Here is an 18,848-nt window from a genome sequence, read left to right as displayed (position 1 = left end):
GCAGCTGCGCGTCTCTCGTCTGGTTAGCCTGTATCACGAACGCGACCTCGGCTCAACCGAGGTCGCGTTCGTCGCTGAGATCTTGGCGTGGCTGTCGGGAGCAAGGCGGCCTGCCCGGTGGCTCGATATTGATCTCCTTGGCAACGTCGCACGCCCAGGCATGCAGATCGGACCTCGAGAAGTCCCAGATCGGAGCATCGGATGTATCGACTGCGGAGGCGTATCGGCCCCGTAGGCCCGCAGGTCGTTCGGACGGCTGGGCGCACACTCGGCGCGTATCACCCGCTACCCTTTGCCACGGTCGCTGGGCCTTGTTTGATCCAATGGGCTGTCGGCTCGGTGCGGACGGAAGGTGAGCGATGGACGCGTTCGAGGTGCATCGGCGGCTGATCGACGACTATCGCACCTTCACCGAGGGGTTCGTGGACGTCCACGACGATCGGATTCGGGCTCGGGTAGAGGCGGAGAGCGCTCGGGGGGCGCAGTGGCCGGCGCCGTGGTCGTCGTTGAACCCGTCGTTCGAGCCTGGCGGGCGGGTTGATGATCTGGTTCGTGAGGGCCTGTTGCAGCAGGAGTGCGCGCAGATCTTTCGGGTGAAGAAGGCTCCGGACGATGCCGGCACGACGCCGATCACGCTGCACCGGCACCAGAGCGACGCGGTGCGGGTTGCCCGTACCGGCGCGTCGTACGTGCTGACCACGGGAACAGGCTCCGGTAAGTCGCTGGCGTACATGGTGCCGATCGTCGACCGCGTGCTGCGGGAGGGATCCGGACAGGGCGTCCGGGCGATCGTCGTGTACCCGATGAACGCGTTGGCGAACAGCCAGCAGGAGGAGATGCGGAAGTTCCTGGAGTTCGGCTACAGCGGTCAGCCTCCGGTGACGTTCGCCCGGTACACGGGTCAGGAGAGCGAGGAGGAGCGGCGGGCGATCCTGAAACATCCGCCGGACATCCTGCTGACGAACTACGTGATGCTGGAGTTGGTGCTGACCCGCCCAGACGAGCGGCGTCCGTTGGTGGAGGCGGCGCACGGGCTGCGGTTCCTGGTGCTGGACGAGCTGCACACCTACCGGGGCAGGCAGGGCGCGGATGTGGCGATGCTGGTGCGCCGGGTCCGGGACGCGTGCGGCGCCGGGAAGACGTTGCAGTGCGTGGGGACGTCGGCGACGATGGCCAACGCGGGCACCGTGGCGCAGCAGCAGGTCGAGGTCGCCGACGTCGCGTGCCGGATCTTCGGCGTGGACGTGATACCGGAGCACGTCATCACCGAGACCCTGGTCCGTGCGACCACGGCTCGGAATGTCGAGACGGCACGGCTGGCGGCGATTGTCGCCGCGCGTGGTGACGCCGAGGCGGACGACCCCGCATTGCATGCGGGCTACGCGCAGCTCAGCGCGGATCCGCTGGCGTCGTGGATCGAGGACACGTTCGGGGTCGTGGCCGAGCCTGATCGCGGCCGGCTGGTACGGCAGCGACCGACGAAGGTCAGCGATGCGGCGATGAGGCTGGCCGCGGTGACCGGGCGCTCGGTGGACGAGTGTGCGACGGCGATCCGGGCGACGCTGTTGGCGGGTTCTCGGGCCCGCGACGAGGAGACCGGGCGGCCGTTGTTCGCGTTTCGCCTGCATCAGTTCTTGTCCAAGGGCGGCACCGTCTACAGCACCTTGGAGCCCGTGGCGTCTCGGGCGATCGAGACGACGTTCCAGGTCGTGCTGCCCGGTCAGCCGGAGCGGCGGCTTTACCCGTTGGCGTTCTGCCGGGAGTGCGGCCAGGAGTATCTGATCGCCCGCCGGGAGAACCACGTGCAGACGGCGGTGTTCCGGGCGCGTCACGGGCTGCGGATCACCGACAGCGATGACGGTTACCTGTTCGTCTCGGCGGACCGGGAGTGGCCGGCTGATCCGGTTGCCGAGGGCCGCCTGCCAGGCTCATGGTTGTCGGCCGACGGCGCCGGTCACCAGGTGGTGCCGGCCAGACGTCGCGATGTCCCGATCCGCTATCGCGCAGCGCCGGACGGCACCGCCACCGTGATGGGCGCGGCGGGTGAGCCTGTCGACGGTGGCGTGGTCGCGGCGTGGATCCCGGGCACGTTCCGGTTCTGCCTGCGGTGCGGGGTGTCCTACGAGCAGGTCCGCAGCAACGAGTTCAGCAAGCTGGTCACGCTGGATCGCGAGGGCCGCAGCAGCGCCATGACGGTGGTGGCGTCCAGCATTGTGCGGGCGTTGCGGAGCCAGCCGGAGGTGGCGCTGGGCGCGGACGCCCGCAAGCTGTTGACGTTCGTCGACAACCGGCAGGATGCCAGCTTGCAGGCGGGGCACTTCAACGACTTCGCCTTGGTGGTGCAACTGCGCGCGGCGTTGTACCGGGCCACCCTGGACGCGCAGGCGGACGGTGCCGACGGGTTGGATCCCCTCGACATCGGCCAGGCCGTGAGCCGCCGGCTCGGTTTGCAGCCCCGCGACTTCGCGCAGGCGCCAAAGGCGCTAGACCTGCGGGCGGCGGAGCGTGCAGTGCGGGGTGTGGTCGAGTTCCGAGTGCTGCGGGACCTGCAACGCGGCTGGCGAGTCACGCTGCCCAACCTCGAACAGTCCGGGCTGATGGTGGTCGACTACCCCCTTCTGGTGACGCTGTCCCAGCGCGATGAGGAGTGGAGCGGTACGCACAAGCTGCTGGTCGATGCAGAGCCGGGCCAACGGTACGAGATCACTCGGGTGCTGTTGGACGAGATGCGGCGTGTCCTGGCGGTCGACGCGGAGGCGCTGACGCCGGAGTTCGTGGACCGGCTACGCCGGCTGAGCCGGGAGCACCTGACCGGGCTGTGGACCGTCCCGGAGACCGAGCCCGATCCGGTGATCGGATTGGCCATCGCGGGTCGTGGTGGTCAGTACCGGCCTCGGCATGCGCTGTACCTGTCCGGGCTGGGCAGTTTCGGGCGGTGGCTGCGGCACCGGGACCGGTTTGGGCGGTCGTTGTCGCCCGCCGAGGCGGACGACGTCATCGGCGTCCTGGTGAAGCTGCTGGAAACGCACGGTGTGCTGGCGAAGGTGGTGGAGAAGGGCGAGACGGGCTATCGGGTGAAGTCGTCGGCGATGCTGCTACGGGCTGGCGATGGTACGGCGGGCGCACCGGATCCGGTACGTCGCCGGTTCGAAGCCGATCAGCGCCCACGGGTGGTGCCGTTCTTCCGCGACCTGTACTTGGACGTCGGGTCGCAGCTGGCGGGGCTGCGGGCCGCCGAGCACACCGCGCAGGTGCGCGCGGAGGAGCGGAAGGAGCGCGAGCAGGCGTTCCGGGAGGGGACCCAGCTGCCGCTGCTGTTCTGCTCGCCCACCATGGAGTTGGGGGTGGACATCTCCTCGCTGAACGCGGTGGGGATGCGGAACGTGCCGCCGACCCCGGCGAACTACGCGCAACGCAGCGGACGTGCGGGCCGTTCCGGGCAGCCGGCGTTGGTCGTGACCTACTGCGCCAGCGGCAACAGCCACGACTCGTACTACTTCGAGCGGTCGCAGCTGATGGTGTCCGGCCAGGTGCAGGCGCCCCGGCTCGACCTGGCCAACGAGGACCTGGTTCGCTCGCACATCCACGCCGTGTGGCTGGCGGAGACGGGTGTCCGGTTGGAGCGCTCGATGGCCGACGTGTTGGCGTTGAACCTGCCCGGCCAGCCGGTGCAGCCAGAGCTGGCCGAGAAGCTGCGACGCCCGGAGGCAGCCGCGGTGGCGACCCGGGCGGCGCGGGCGCTGCTTCGGCCGCTGCACCCGGTGCTGGAAGGCTCGGCCTGGTGGACGCCGCAATGGGTGACCGGCGTGGTGGACACGGCCTTCGAGACCTTTGACCTCGCGTGTGGCCGCTGGCGCGACCTGTACACCACCGCCGACGCCGAGCGGCAGGCGGCGGCGGATCTGGCAGCCGACGCGACGGTCGGGCGGCAGAACCGGGAGGACGCCGACCAGCGGTACCGTGGGGCGCGGCAGCGCATCGAGTTGCTGCTCAACCAGTCCGACGACGCCGGGCAGAGCGACTTCTACACTTACCGATACCTGGCATCCGAGGGGTTCCTGCCGGGCTATTCGTTCCCCCGGCTGCCGCTGGCCGCATACGTGCCGGGCAGCAGGGGGCGGGGCAATACCTGGTTGCAGCGGCCCCGGTTTCTGGCCATTTCCGAGTTCGGCCCGGGGGCGCTGATCTATCACGAGGGCGCCCGATACCAGGTGACCCGGATCAGTCTGCCGCGCAGCAGCGACGAGCAGGCCAGCGGCGAGGTGGTCCGCACCTCGGCGCGGGTGTGTGAGGCGTGCGGGTACCACCACCCTCGGCAGGTCGGTGTTGATGTCTGTGAGAACTGTGGGCAGCGGCTCGACACCACCTGGAAGAACCTGTTGCAGATGCAGACGGTGATCACCAGGCGGCGGGAGCGGATCAGCGCCGACGAGGAGGAGCGCAACCGGATCGGTTTCGAGTTGCGCACCACGTATCGGTTCGTACCTCGCGGTGGTCGGCGGGGCCGGTTCCTCGCCGAGGTGCTCGCCGCCGACGGGGCGTCGCTGGCCGGGATCGCGTACGGCGACGCCGCCGAAATCCGCGTGACCAACCTTGGCCGCCGCACACGCAAGAACAAGGACACGCACGGCTTCTGGCTCGACCTGGTGAAGGGACGCTGGCTGTCGGAGAAAGAAGGCAAGGAAGGCGCCGGCACCGACGATGGGGCAGACGAGGATCTTGAGGCCAGGTTCGAGGACGTGAACCGCAAGGACCTAGTCACGCCATACGTGGAGGACCGCCGCAATATCCTGGTCCTGCGCTGGGCCGAGCAGGTCAGCCAGGAGGAGGCGACCACGCTCCAGTACGCCATCGAGCGGGGCATCGAGGCCGTGTTCCAGCTGGAGGACTCCGAACTGTCCAGCGAGCTGCTTCCTGACGGCGACGGCCGCGGCCGGGTTCTGCTGGTGGAGGCAGCCGAGGGCGGGGCGGGTGTGCTGCGCCGGTTGCAGTCTGAGCATGACGCGCTGGCGAGGGTCGCCGCCGAGGCGCTACGGATCATTCACATCGATCCGGACAGCGGCGAGGAGGATGACACAGCCTGCGTGCGCGGCTGCTACCGATGCCTGCTGTCTTACGGTAACCAGCTCGTGCACGAGCTGATCGACCGCCGGCTGGTTGCGCCGGCCCTTCAGGAACTCGCCACGGCAACAACCCACCCCGTGAACGACCCGGCACCGCAGGGCGGCCATGACGAACACCTGAAAGCGTCCGGCCCCACCGCCACCCTGCTGGAGCTGCTGCGCGAGCACGGCCACCGGCTGCCCAGTCGGACCGGCGTTGAGGTCGAGGGCATCCGCATCGACCTGGTCTACGACAATGCCGATGTGCCCACGCTCGTCCTCATCGACCTCGACGGCAGCCACAAGCAGGACACCACACCACTGATCTTCGGAGGCTGGAACGTGATTCAGATCGGCGCCACCGAGGACATGCTTACCGCAGTGGCCGCGCACCCCGGCGTCTTCGGCGAGGCCACCCGATGACCGCTCCGACACAACAGTCTCGACCGGTCTTCCCGGTTGGGTCCTTGGTCACCGCCCGGGGCCGGGAATGGGTCGTCCTGCCCGGCAGCGACACCGACTTCCTGGTGCTGCGACCACTGGCCGGCGGCGATGAGGACGTAGCCGGGGTGTTCATCGACGAAGGCGTCACCCACGCCACCTTCACCACGCCCAACCCGGACGACCTCGGCGACGACCGCAGCGCCCGGCTGCTGCGCGACGCGCTCCGGATCGGTTTCCGAGCCAGCGGTGGCCCGTTCCGCAGCCTCGCTGGCCTGGCCGTCGACCCGCGTCCCTACCAGCTCGTGCCGCTGCTGCTCGCGTTGCGCCAGGAGACCACGCGTCTGTTGATCGCCGACGACGTTGGCATCGGCAAGACCGTCGAAGCCAGCCTGGTCGCCGCCGAACTGCTCGCACAGGGCAGCGCCCAGCGGCTGACCGTGCTGTGCCCGCCGAGCCTCGCCGAACAGTGGCAGACGGAGCTACAGGCGAAGTTCGGTATCCAAGCCGAACCGGTGCTCCCCGGCACCGTGCGCCGCCTGGAACGTGGCCTGGAGTACGGCCAGTCGATCTTCGAACGGTACCCGTTCACCATCGTGTCGACCGACTACATCAAGTCCGACATGCGCCGCGACGACTTCCTCCGCGCCGCACCAGAACTGGTCATCGTCGACGAGGCACACGCATGCGTCAGCGACGAGACCGGCGCCGGCGGCCGAGGCCGTACCCAGCGTTACCGGCTCCTCAAAGACCTCGCCGCCGACACCGAACGGCATCTGATCCTCGTCACCGCGACCCCACACAGCGGAAAAGAAGAAACCTTCCGCAACCTGATCGGTCTGCTCGACCCGAGCCTGCGCGACACGAACCTCGCCACCGAAGCCGGCCGCCGACGATTGGCCACCCACCTGGTGCAACGCCGCCGCGCCGACATCCGCGACTACCTGGGCGCCGACACAAAGTTCCCCTCCGACCGGGCCACCGACGAACGGACCTACCAACTGTCCTCGGCCTACCGTGGCCTACTCGACGATGTCCTCGCCTACGTTCAGGGCCAGATCACCGACCGCAGCGGCAGCCGCGTCCAGCAACGCGTCCGGTGGTGGTCGGCGCTGTCGCTGCTACGCTCACTCGCCTCCTCGCCCGCCGCCGCCGCGGCGACCCTCGCCACCCGAGCCGCATCGGCGGGCGCCGCATCGGAGCAGGCAGCCGACACCGCCGGCGCCGCCGGAGTCCTCGACCTCGTTGACGACGACGCATTGGACACCGCGGACGCGGTGCCCGGAGCGCTGTTCGACGACGAGTCCGCGATGAGCGGCAGTGACGCGGCAAGGCTGTACGAGCTACGCCGACGCGCCCTGGCCATCGCTCAGGATCCGGATGCCAAACAGCGCACCGCACACGACACCAAACTGGCCCTGGTCACGACCACCGTGCAGCGGCTCCTGAAGGACGGCTTCCACCCGATCGTGTTCTGCCGCTTCATCCCGACCGCGCACTACCTCGCCGACCACCTCGCCGCCGCCTTTCCCAAGGCGGTCGTGGAAGTGGTCACCGGTGAACTACCGCCGGAAGACCGGGCCGCCCGGGTCCGCGACCTCGCCGAACGCGCAGGCACCACCAACAAGATCCTCGTCGCCACCGACTGCCTCTCCGAAGGCGTCAACCTTCAGCACGACTTCCAGGCGGTGGTCCACTACGACCTGGCCTGGAACCCGACCCGACACGAACAGCGCGAAGGCCGCGTCGACCGCTTCGGCCAGCCCCGCGACGTCGTCCGCGCGGTCACCCTCTACGGCTCCGACAACGTCATCGACCGCATCGTCATGGACGTCCTGATCCGCAAGCACGAAGCGATCCGACGCGACCTCGGCATCAGCGTCCCCGTGCCGGCCACCAGCGACCAAGTCCTCACCGCCCTCATGGACGGGGTCATGAAACGGGGCAGCACCTACGTGCAGGAAACCCTCGAAATCGGGCTTCCCGAACAGGCTCAGCAACTGGAATTCGACTGGCAGAGCACCGCCGAAGCCGAACGACGCAGCCGCAGCCGCTACGCCCACCACACCATCCGCCCCGACGAGGTACGCCGCGAGGTCGAGGCCATGCGGACCGCGCTCGGCAGCCCCGACGACGTCGCCAGATTCGTCGCCACCGCCCTGCAGGAATGCGGCGGCATCCTGACCAACGAACCGTACGGCTTTACCGTCGAAGCCGTCGGCTTGCCCGTCGGACTCCGCGACGCCATCGGCAATCCGACCAAACCCCTCGCCTTCCACCGAGACCTTCCCGCGCCACGCGGCGCGGCGGTCCTAGCCCGCACCGACACCACCTCAGCCTCGGTCGCCCGCTACGTCCTCGACGCCGCACTCGACCAAGCCCTGCCCACCGCCGCCCGGCCAGCCCGGCGTTGCGGGGTCATCGTCACCAACGCCGTGACCACAGCGACCGTGCTGCTGCTGACCCGAGTCCGCGCCAACCTCACCCTCCCCGGACGGTACGGCCCCCACGCCCAAGTCGCCGAAGAAGCCCGACCTCTCGCATTCACCGGCACCCCAGCGAACCCGCAGTGGCTGGAAACCGACGCCGTCGAAGCTCTCCTGGCAGCACAACCCGACCGCAACCTCAGCGCGGACATCGCCCGCAACATCATGAAGGGAGTCCTCGGCGCGATGCCCGCCATCACCAGCCACCTCGACCGCTTCGCCCACGAACTCGCCGAGTCACTACGCGACGCCCACGTCCGCGTCCGCACCGCCGCGCGAGGCGACCGCGCAGGCGCACTCGGCATCCGCGGGCTCACCGTCGAACCACAGCTACCTGTCGACGTACTCGGCGTCTACCTCTACCGACCGGCGACCCAGGCATGAGCGGCCCCGGACTCCAAGGCATCCACGCCGTCGGCGGCGTCGTACCACCCGGCCTGCTCGCCCGCATCCAAGCCGGCGAACTCAAGGACCCCGCCGGGCTCGCACCAGCCTCCTACCACCTCGTCGGCCGCGAAACCGTCCGCGACGCGGCCAGCCGAGCCTGGTCCTATCTGCGCGGCGCCTGGACCGCCTGGCGCGAGCACACCGCCACCCAACCACCCGGCACGCACGGGATCGCCGCAGCCCGGGAACGGTGGCTGCTGGTCCTGCTCCGCGAACTCGGCTACGGACAGGTCCCAGCACTACCCGCTGGCTACACCATCGACGAGCGGCACTACCCCGTCTCCCACGCCTGGCAACACGTACCGATCCATCTGCTCGGCCCTGGCGTCGACCTCAACCACCGCAACGCTGACATCCCCGGCGCCGCCCGCGCCCCGCAGGCCATGCTGCAAGAGCTGCTCAACCGTAGCGACGCCCACCTGTGGGGCATCCTGTCCAACGGGCTACGCTTACGGCTTCTCCGCGACTCCACCGCCCTCGCCGGCTCCGCCTACCTCGAATTCGACCTCGAAACGATCTTCGACGGCGAACTGTACCCCGAGTTCCTCCTCATGTGGCAGCTCTGCCACGTCTCGCGTCTGGAACAACGCCCCGGCGCCGACGACAAGGATGTAGCGACCCTCGCCGGTTGCTGGCTGGAAGTCTGGCGCGGCGAAGCCGCCGAAGCCGGCACCCGGATGCTCGACCGGCTGCGCGACGGTGTCGCCGACGCCATCGCCGCGCTCGGCACCGGATTCATCCGGCACCCCGCGAACCGGCCCCTCGTCGAGGCGCTGCGTGGCGGCACCCTCAGCACCGCCCAGTACCACCGTGCGCTGCTACGACTGGTCTACCGACTGCTGTTCTGCTTCGTTGCCGAAGACCGCGCGGCGCTGCTCCACCCCGATGCCACCCCTCAGGCCCGGGACCGATACAGCCGTTACTTCTCCACCGCGCGGCTGCGCAAGCTCTCCCGCAGCCGCGCCGGCAGCCCACACCGCGACCTCTGGCAGGCACAAACTCTTGTCCTACGTGCTCTCGGTGGCCACGGCCATTCCGGCCTTGGACTACCACCACTGGCCGGACTCTTCGACCCCGACCCGCACCTACCGACCGTCGACCGGCTCCCCGCAGATCCGCTGCTCGGCTGCGAGCTGACCAACGAAGACCTGCTCACCGCCGTCCGTAAACTCGCGTGGGTAGCTCTGCCGGGGCAGCGGGTGCAGCCCGTCGACTACCGCAACCTCGGCGCCGAAGAACTCGGCAGCGTCTACGAGTCGCTCCTCGAACTCGTACCCCGCATCGACCTGATCGACCGCACCTTCCGCCTCGACACCGTCTCCGGCAACGACCGCAAGACCACCGGTTCCTATTCCTCGTCGCCGCCGCCCGACGCATCGCACGCCGGCTCGCGCAAGTCCGCTCCGGCGACGACGAACCCACCCCCGCACAAATCCAACACGCCCTGCGCGACGTCGTGGGGCACTGCATCTACGGCGCCGACCTCAACGACCTCGCCGCCGAACTGGCCAAGGTATCGCTCTGGATGGAGGCGCTGGAACCGGGCAAGCCTCTCGGCTTCCTCGACGCCCGCATCCGCATCGGCAACTCCCTGCTCGGCGTGACTCCCGCGCTGCTGCACGGTCCACTGCCTGACGAGGCATTCAGAGAGCTGGAAGGCGACGACAAGAAGACCGCCGCCGCAGTCCGCAAGCGCAACAAGGCCCAAGCCGTCGGCAAAGACGGGTTCGCACAGGACCTATTGTTCGTCGGCGGCCCGGCGATTTCCAACGCTGACCTCGCCGTACAGCGCGCCGGGCTGCTGGATTTGCCCGACGACGTCGATTTGATCCGTGCGCAAGCCGACCGGTGGGAAAAGCACGAGCAGTCGGCCGAATACCGCGCACAGCGTCTCCACGCTGACACCTGGTGCGCCGCATTCGTCTGGCCCATGCCCTCAGCAGGGACGGATTCGGTACCAGAGCCACCCACCAACGCGATAATGCGAGCCATCGCAGACCCACTGAACGAGGCGCACGTCCACCTGACCGAGTTTGCTGCGCAAATCGCAGCCCAGTACAGATTCTTCCACTGGCACCTGGAATTCCCCGAAATCTTTCACGTCGACCACGCAACGGTCGACGCAATGCCGCAGGGCTGGAGCGGCGGCTTCTCATGCGTGCTCGGAAACCCGCCCTGGGAAAGGGTAAAGCTCCAAGAGAAGGAGTTCTTCGCCGCCCGCCACCCCGAAATCGCAACGGCCGCCACGGCAGCCGCCAGGAAGAAGCTTATCGCGGCTCTCCAGCACTCCGAAAACACCGCCGACCGCGCACTGCACAGGGAATGGGCAGCAGCCTTACGGATGTCCGACGGCATCAGCGCGCTAATCCGCGAGTCGGGCCGCTATCCACTGACCGCCACCGGCGACATCAACACCTACGCGATCTTCGCCGAGACCGCCCAGTCCATCATAAATCCGGCCGGACGGCTTGGCATCATCGTCCCGACCGGCATCGCCACCGACTCGACCACCCAGCGTTTCTTCCGCAATCTTGTCGAACGCCAAAGCCTGGTGGCACTGCATGACTTCGAGAACGAGGACAAGGTCTTCCCGAACGTTCACAACCAGTACAGATTTGCGCTTCTCGCGCTGTCCGGACGGCGCTCGAAAGAAGTCTCTCTAGTTTTCCGCGTGCGCCAAGCCGCACAGATCGCCGACCGCGCCTACACAATCACGCCAGATGAGATTCTACTTCTGAACCCTAACACCGGCACATGCCCCGTCTTTGTGTCCCGTCGCGACGCCGAGATCACCATCGGTATCTACCGCCGAATCCCAGTGCTGTGGCGAGACGGCGGAGCGGCAGGAAATCCGTGGGAACTGTCATTCATGGCCATGCTCCACATGGCCAACGACTCAGGACACTTCATAACCGCCGACAAGGCAGATGTGGACGGCTGGTCTCGGCAAAGGAACCGCTACTACCGCAGTCGGGAGCAGTTGCTGCCGCTGTACGAGGCCAAGATGGCGCACCACTTCGACCACCGCTTTTCGACTTATGAAGGTGCAACCCAGGAGCAACTCAACAAAGGCACACTGCCTCGGCTTGACGATGTAGCGCATGGCGATCCGGCGCTCGGCGTACAGCCGCGCTACTGGGTACCGGACGCCCTCGTCGAAGAGAAGTTGGCCGGTGATCCTGATCGAGGCAAAGCCGATTGGCCATACGACTGGTTGCTCGGTTGGCGAGACATTGCCCGTACCGTAGATGAGCGAACCGTCATTACCACCGTCATCCCTCGTGTTGGTGTTGGTGACAAGTTCCTGCTTGCTCTTGCGCGGCAGCGGCCCGTGGCCGCACTCCAGGCTAACCTATGCGCTTTCGTACTCGACTACACAGCCCGCCAGAAGGCAACCGGCGCCTCTTTCAAGTATTTCCTTATGAAGCAGTTGCCAGTTCTGCCACCAGCAACATATGAGAACAATGCATCCTGGCTCTTGAATGCAAGCTTGGCCGAGTGGATTACCGTCCGGGTACTAGAGCTGAGCTATACGGCGTATGACTTGGTGGGCTACGCTCGGGATCTGGGAGATGACGGTCCGCCGTTCGTATGGGACCGCACCCGACGCGCCCTGCTTCGCGCCGAGTTGGACGCTGCATACTTCCACCTCTATGGCGTCGTTCGTGACGACGTGGACTACATCATGGACACCTTCAAGGTGGTCCGTGAGCGTGACGAAAAGACCTTCGGTGAGTACCGCACCAAGCGGATGATCCTGGAGGTCTACGACGCTATGCAGCAAGCGATCGACACCAGCAAGGCGTACACCACCATCCTGGATCCGCCGCCCGGCCACGGTGCCCGCCACCCGGCACGAGATGAGGCGCTTGCATGAGTGACAACCAGGTGATTATCCCGTGGCGCAATGACGAGTTGGTCCGTCAGGTCGGACGGGAAACCATCGAGCAGGGCCTTCAGCGCGGTCGGTCGCTGTTCACACCCGAGCGGTCGGTGTGGAACCCTGACACGGCAGGAGAGCTGCACCGCCGCTACAACGAGCAGCCGGACCCTGGTGGGGACCCGTTCCTTACCAAGCTGCAGCGTCAGCTCGACTCTGCCTCCGATGGTGCCATCCAGCTCGCGGCCGAATTGTTAACGCTACAGGGGCTTCCGCTGACCAACCTGACGGCCGCGACGCTTCGTACGCGTATCACCACGGTGTTGAGCTGGATGCGCCAACCGGTCACGGTTCCCGACCATGTCCTTGCCGCCTTCAGTCAGGGCACTTGGAACGGCGGCACCGGCGCACACACCATGCTGTGGAAGTGGCTGGTGGACGCGGTCGAGTTTGTCTGCGGCTGGTGGTCGCTGCGGCAGGATCAGCGGGAGCACGCGTTCACCGACCCGCGGGCGTGGCAGGACGCCATCTACCAGTCCAGGCTCATGCCGTCGCTGCGTGAAGAGCTGCTGTACCTGGGATTCCCTTCGCATTTCCTGCCGATCCTGAACATGGCACACAAAAAAGCGATCCGCGACGCATTCGCCGATCCGGCCACGCCGTCGACCGGTGACCTCAACCGGGATCTGTTCGCGACCACCGTCAGGATTCAAGGTCAGGTCGGGCAGCCGGTCGACTTCTACCAGCAGCCGTTCGTGGCGCAGTGGCGTAAGCAAGCCGAGAGGCCACCCGGCGAGCGCCGGGCCTGGCTGGTCCGGCCCCGGCAAGGCGGCCATGACCTGGTGGAGCGCTGGAGAACAGAGTCGTTCGTCTCGCTCGCCGCCTCCCACCTGGGCGAGGTCTCACCTGGCGCGTCCAGGGCTGAGGTCCGGGCCGCGGTCGAGGCTGGCTACCAGCATCTGGACTACGCCCAGCGGGTGAGCCTGGCCAACGAGTACCACGCGTTCCTGTCTCAGATGGACGGCGACGACATCGTCGTCACGCTCGTCGACGACCAGCTGTATGTCGGGGTCCTCGACGGCGACCCGGAGTACAGTCCGACCGATGGTGGCGCGCGCCTGCGTCGGCCCACTGGATGGCTGGCGAGCGCACCGATCGAGGTGGACGCGCTGCCGGCGCCGTTGCCGGCCGAGCTGGATCAGCAGGGCACGTTGGTCGACCTGACGGGCGCGTTAGACGTGTTGGCCGCCCTCGTCGAGGTGGACACGGAGACACCGCAGGCGCCGAGCGCGCCGGACCGGGTGCAGCCGACCGTGCGCGTTGTCCCGAAGCTGCCGCCGGTAACGGATGCCCTGGCCACGCGGCTATACATCAACCGACCCTGGTTGCAGGACCTCCTGGAGTTGTGGCAGGAACGTTCACAAATCGTCCTCTACGGGCCGCCGGGCACAGGCAAGACCTACCTCGCGCGGGCACTCGCGGCGCACGTCGCCGAGCGCGACGCGGTCCGCCTGGTGCAGTTCCACCCGTCGTACGCCTACGAGGACTTCTTCGAGGGGTTCCGTCCGATCGAAGGCGCCGACGGCGGGCCGGTGAGCTTCGCCAAGACACCCGGTCCGCTGCGGGAGATCGCCGCCGAGGCCAGGAACAACCCTGAGAAGCCGTACGTCCTGATCGTCGACGAGATCAACCGGGCGAACCTGGCCAAGGTCTTCGGCGAGCTGTACTTCCTGCTGGAGTACCGCGAGGCCACCATTCGCCTGCAATACTCCCCATCCGAGGCGTTCAACCTGCCGCCCAACGTGTTCATCATCGGCACGATGAACACAGCCGACCGTTCGATCGCGTTGGTGGACGCCGCGATCCGGCGCCGGTTCGCGTTCATCGAGCTGCATCCCGACGATCCGCCCGTGCGTGACGTGCTGGGCAACTGGTTAACGGCGAACGGCAAGGACGGCGATGAACGGGCCGTGCTGCTGGCGGCGCTCAACGAGTCGATCGGTGAGGAGGACCACGACTTCAAGATCGGCCCGTCGTACCTGATGAAACCGAACCTTGACAGCGACGCCGCGCTCGACCGGGTATGGCGGTACGACCTGATGCCGCTGCTGGAGGAGCACTACTACGGCCGGCTCACACGGACCCAGATCCGCAATCGATTCGGGCTCGCGGCCATCCGCGCCCGGATTACCCCAGCGGATAGCGGCGCCTCCCCGAGTACTCCCGACGAAGCGCCGCCGAGAGAATGAGCGGGCTGCCGGTCAACCTCGCCGAACTCGACAAGACCGGCGCTCGTCGGCAGCTCGACGACGATACCGCGAGCGCGCTGAGCAGCACCGGGCTCGTCGAGGTGCGTCCCGAGGGCGGTGGTTGGTGGCACCTGCTACCGGCCGGCAAGGTCGGCGCGGTCCGGATCGGCGGACTCGACGTCCAGGTACAGCCGAAGGTGGGGATCGCCCGACTGCTCTTCCTACTCGGCTACGCCCTGGACCCGGGGTTCCGGCCAGAAGACGTCACCGCGATACCCGAACCGGACCTGTGGCCAGCGTTGGCCGAGTCATTGATCCGGCAGGCCGAACGCGCGCTCGCTCCCGGAGTTCTACAGGGGTACGTGTCGATCGATGAGTCACTGCCATTGGTTCGCGGCCGGATCCGTTTCGCCGACCAGTTCGCCCGCCGTCCCGGCATACCGCTGCCGATCGAGGTCCGCTTCGACGAGTACGCCGCGGATATCGCCGAGAACCAGATCCTTCGTACTGCCTTGCGACGCATGATGGCGGTTCCTCGGTTGCCAGCCGGCGCGCGGGCTCGCCTCGCCCACCTTGACGGCCGGCTCGACAGCGTACGGGTGCTACCACATGGAGCGCCCCTGCCGGCCTGGCGCACGAGTCGGCTGAACGCCCGGTACGCCCCGGCGCTCAGGTTGGCCCAGCTGGTCCTCCGCTACCAGTCCGCAGAGCCCGGGCCTGGCGACGTCACCGTGGCCGCGTTCGTCGTGAACATGGCCAAGGTCTTCGAGGACTTCGTCACCACCGCTCTGCGCGAGGCGCTGGCCCCGTATCCCGGACACACCGACGGCCAGTACCCGGCTCACCTCGACGTTGACCGGACCATCCCCATCCGGCCCGATGTGGTCCACGTCGTCAACGGCCAGCCGGTCGCGGTCTTCGACGCGAAGTACAAACTTGAAGGCGCCAGCTCCGGCTACCCCAACGCCGACGACTACCAAATGCTCGCGTACTGCACGGCGCTGAAGCTGCACCTCGGGTGGCTCATCTACGCTCAGGGCACGTCGGAGCCCGGCCGCCGCCGGATCCGCAACACTGAAATCGACGTCGTACATCACCCGCTCGACCTGGCCGCGCCGCCGCGACAGATTCTCGTGGATGTCGGCGTCCTAGCCCACAAGGCTATGCACGAGCACACGGAAGCGCAGCTCCGGCGTCATCCATGACGACTTGCACGGAACAGTCAACAGCTGCTCGCGGCCGTTCTGCGACCACCGCGCCGCCGCCACACCGGGGCCCGACCGACGGGATGCCCATGCCGCAGCGCCTACGCCGCGTAGGCGACTGTTCATACGGCCGTGCATCATTCGTTCTACCGGACCAGGCGGCCAGGCCCACGGGCGCAGGACTGACTCGATGATGCCGGCTCCGGTCAATGCGTGGTGGCGAGCTGCCTCTCGATTTGTTCGAAGATGTCAGCGTTGGTTTCACGCTGCCACGGGGGCAGGTCGGCCCAGTCCGCGACGTAGGACGGCTTCGGGTCCGGGAAGTGCTTGAATATCTGGCCGACCCAGCACAGCGCGACGAAGCGACCCTTCTGCTCACGGCTCAGCTTCGTCGCTGCGCCGTCGGTCGTCTCGATGAACGCGCGGACCTGGTCGTAGACGGCGCCGGCGCTGGCCCGTTCCCACTGGGGCGTCTCTTCCCAGGGCGCAACGTAGCCGGGCTTCGGTTCACCGGGGTAGTGCTTGCGCACTCCGGCAATCCACGCCTCGCGGAACGCCCGTGCCGACTCCTCGTTCACTGTTCGGTCTCCTCACGCCGTTCAGTTTGTGGCCGGCGTACCGGCCAGGGCCTTGATTTGGGTGTCGAGGTAGCGCACGTGGCTGTCGTTTGCGAAGGGCGCCAGATGACGTCGTAGCCCGTGCAGCTTGCTGCTCACCACTCCCGAACCGCTCTGGCGTGCGATGTCCAGTGCGGCGTCGCCGTACATGACAATCTTGTGCACGTCTCGCTGCAGGATGCCGACCATAGCGAGGTCGGTGAGGGTGGCGCCGCGCCGTCGCGGCGAGAGTCTTCGCGAGAGGGCGGTCTTCAGGACGGGCTCAGCCTTGTCTGGCCGCTTCAGTTCGACGTAGCAGGTTCCGCGCTCCTCGGCGAGCCGCGAACCGTCGAAGCGAAGCCAGCCGCCGTTGTGAGCAGGTCCGGTGAGCCCGTGAACCTCGTCGGCGGCGTCGAGGGCCTTCCGGCAGCCGTCGAAATCGCCCATTCCGGCCAGCGCCTGCGCCCGGACGGCCTGCACCCAGTGGCGGGTGGATAGCGCACGGTCGCCTCGTATGGCAAGTGATGCTGCCAGGTCGAGCATGGGGGCGGCCTGACGCGGTTCCCTCTCGTAGAGGCTGATGAAGGCGTGCCGTGTCATCGTGCATGCCCAGAGGTCATAGGCCGCCGCCTCCTTGCTTGCGGTCGCGGCAAGCGAGTAGCAGTGGGCGGCATCGACGTAGCGGCAGGCATCGAAAGCTATCTCTCCAGCGAGCTGTAGCAGGTCAGCGGTGACAGCGCAGAGGCGCTCGTGGACGTTCCTGCGATGTGACCGTCGCAGGCTCGTCATCAGCGCCGCGAGCTGCTGATCGACCAGCGTCGCCACGGCCGCCTTGACGTCGGCCTCGCCAAACGCCGCCCACAAGCGCGTGTTGACGGCCGCCAGCTCCTCCACCGCTGTCTGATCCAGCAGGTGGCGGCCCTGGCCGAGGGACCCGACTCGGTCCCAGTCGACGGTGCCGTCGTCCGGGGGCATGCACAGGAGGACGCCCGACATGTTGAGCAGGCGGAGCAGCTCCCGGCGCTTCATGTCGCTAGTGTCCGCGATCTCGTCATACGTTGCGACGCCTGATGAGCAGTCACCTCGTCCGCCGTCGTCCGCGCCCGCTCGGACTACCAGGTCATCGTCTTGCTTGGGGGGTCTCCGAGTGATGAAGAACCCAAGATCCGCGTCCCGGTCGACGCGCAGGACTGAACGCAACGCCTCCCGGTACTCAGCGCTGGGCCAGCGGTGGTCGCCGCGCTCCAGCTTGCCGATGTAGCCACCGTCGAGGCTGACCCGGCGCCGATACGTTGTCCACAGATAGGAGTTGACAGCCTCGGCCAACTCCTGACGCGACATCGCCCGACCAGAACCGCTTGGGGAGACATGGCGGCGTCGGGCTTCGCTGAGCAGCGAGTTGGGCCGCGCTCCCCGTAGCGACCGCCCCGGCATCAGCTGACCTCCGCGCCTGAGACCGAGCGTCCGCCATTTTCGGGCGCGGATCTTGCCACGCTGATGTGTTGATCGTGCACTACCACAGGTGCCCGCCTGGTTGCGTACCGATGACTGCCAGCATGACAGTGCCGACGATCGGGAACAAGCCGGATCCACCCGGCGGCGCTGGCGCCATGGAGTCGGTTCGGCGTGCTGGCGATCTCAGTCGCCCGCCGCTGTCGAGTGCTAACCCGATGGCGCGGGCGCGGTGCCGAAGATGGCTTCGGTGGCGGCTTGCGCGAGCGTGGCCTGGGTGGTGGCGGGCAGTCCGAGCCGGTTCCAGTGGAAGATCACGTGTAGGGCGATCACGGCACGGAGACCCCGGGTGAGTTGGCCGGTTTCGCGTAGGCGTCGGAGTTCCATACCGGCTTTGGCGAACGCGGCGTGCCAGTCGTCGGTAGTACGGGCGGTGCCGGTGAGCAGGTGGCGGACGTTGTCGGTGAAGCCCTCCCATGTCTGGGTGTTGGGACCGGGTGGCTGCTTGAGGTGTTCGGCGCGGTGCTGGACGACCAGTGCCCAGACGTCGCCTTGTTCGTTGAGGTCGAGCGTCGCCGCGCGCATGAGCGCGGTGCACAGGACGAGCGAGCGTTCCCGGCGGTCGGCGGGGTGCTGGTGGAGGTAGCTGAGGAGGTCGCGGCTGTCGTCATGAAACAGGGTATGCGACGCGGTCATGGCGTCGACCCCGCCGAAGGCGTACGTCTCTGGTTCGTAGATGTCGCCGGTCCAGCTCACCCCATCGGTGATCAGCTCGTGTGCCCGCTCTCGGCTGCGCTGCTGGTACGTGGGTAGGTAGCGGACGCGCCAGGCGCCTTTGCGGATGAACCACCACGAGGTGATCAGCCCGGCGGCCTGCGCGGCGGGAAGCACTTGGCCGAGGTGGTCGACCGCGCGCTCCTCGCGTTCCTGCGAGGTCTGTCCGGGGTAGCTGACGTTGATCTGTTGCCAGGGCTTGTCGTCCACGGCGGA

Annotated in this window: 9 protein-coding genes; 6 read left to right on the top strand and 3 right to left on the bottom strand. The window is 67.5% G+C overall.

From position 1 onward, the window contains the following. Nucleotides 1–359 precede the first annotated feature (359 nt). Genes AC1UKG_RS23840 through AC1UKG_RS23815 form a run of 6 tightly spaced genes read left to right on the top strand, consistent with a single transcriptional unit; the run spans nucleotide 360 to nucleotide 15,810 of the window. The gene (locus tag AC1UKG_RS23840) at nucleotides 360–5,525 is read left to right on the top strand and encodes a DEAD/DEAH box helicase (RefSeq protein WP_482642378.1); all 5,166 of its coding nucleotides are present in this window, start codon (nucleotides 360–362) and stop codon (nucleotides 5,523–5,525) included. After that, a complete protein-coding gene (locus AC1UKG_RS23835) occupies nucleotides 5,522–8,413 on the top strand; it encodes a helicase-related protein (protein WP_482642379.1) in 2,892 nt (963 codons plus the stop codon). The genes AC1UKG_RS23840 and AC1UKG_RS23835 overlap by 4 nt, the downstream gene beginning before the upstream one ends. After that, a complete protein-coding gene (locus AC1UKG_RS23830) occupies nucleotides 8,410–10,080 on the top strand; it encodes a hypothetical protein (RefSeq protein WP_482642380.1) in 1,671 nt (556 codons plus the stop codon). Before AC1UKG_RS23835 ends, AC1UKG_RS23830 begins: the two co-directional genes overlap by 4 nt. After that, on the top strand, nucleotides 9,981–12,353 hold the full coding sequence (locus AC1UKG_RS23825; RefSeq protein ID WP_482642421.1) for a hypothetical protein: 2,373 nt from the start codon (nucleotides 9,981–9,983) through the stop codon (nucleotides 12,351–12,353). The genes AC1UKG_RS23830 and AC1UKG_RS23825 overlap by 100 nt, the downstream gene beginning before the upstream one ends. After that, on the top strand, nucleotides 12,350–14,605 hold the full coding sequence (locus AC1UKG_RS23820) for an McrB family protein (RefSeq protein WP_482642381.1): 2,256 nt from the start codon (nucleotides 12,350–12,352) through the stop codon (nucleotides 14,603–14,605). The genes AC1UKG_RS23825 and AC1UKG_RS23820 overlap by 4 nt, the downstream gene beginning before the upstream one ends. Beyond that, complete coding sequence (locus AC1UKG_RS23815; protein ID WP_482642382.1) at nucleotides 14,602–15,810, top strand: McrC family protein; 1,209 nt, start codon at nucleotides 14,602–14,604, stop codon at nucleotides 15,808–15,810. Before AC1UKG_RS23820 ends, AC1UKG_RS23815 begins: the two co-directional genes overlap by 4 nt. Nucleotides 15,811–16,016: 206 nt before the next feature. Here AC1UKG_RS23815 and AC1UKG_RS23810 read toward each other — a convergent pair whose 3' ends face one another. From AC1UKG_RS23810 to AC1UKG_RS23800, 3 genes are all read right to left on the bottom strand, one after another. Continuing rightward, a complete protein-coding gene (locus tag AC1UKG_RS23810) occupies nucleotides 16,017–16,388 on the bottom strand; it encodes a hypothetical protein (protein ID WP_482642383.1) in 372 nt (123 codons plus the stop codon). Nucleotides 16,389–16,409: 21 nt separating this feature from the next. Beyond that, on the bottom strand, nucleotides 16,410–17,747 hold the full coding sequence (locus AC1UKG_RS23805; protein WP_482642384.1) for an NsdA family TPR-like regulatory protein: 1,338 nt from the start codon (nucleotides 17,745–17,747) through the stop codon (nucleotides 16,410–16,412). A 321-nt stretch (nucleotides 17,748–18,068) separates the two neighbouring features. Beyond that, nucleotides 18,069–18,842, bottom strand: coding sequence for a thiopeptide-type bacteriocin biosynthesis protein (locus AC1UKG_RS23800; protein ID WP_482642385.1), 774 nt, complete (start codon nucleotides 18,840–18,842; stop codon nucleotides 18,069–18,071). Nucleotides 18,843–18,848: the final 6 nt, after the last annotated feature.

It is taken from the genome of Salinispora sp. CH2A1_6, assembly GCF_056820975.1.
Note: the sequence above shows the minus strand (reverse complement) of the source record. Positions and strands in the feature narration are given on the sequence as shown.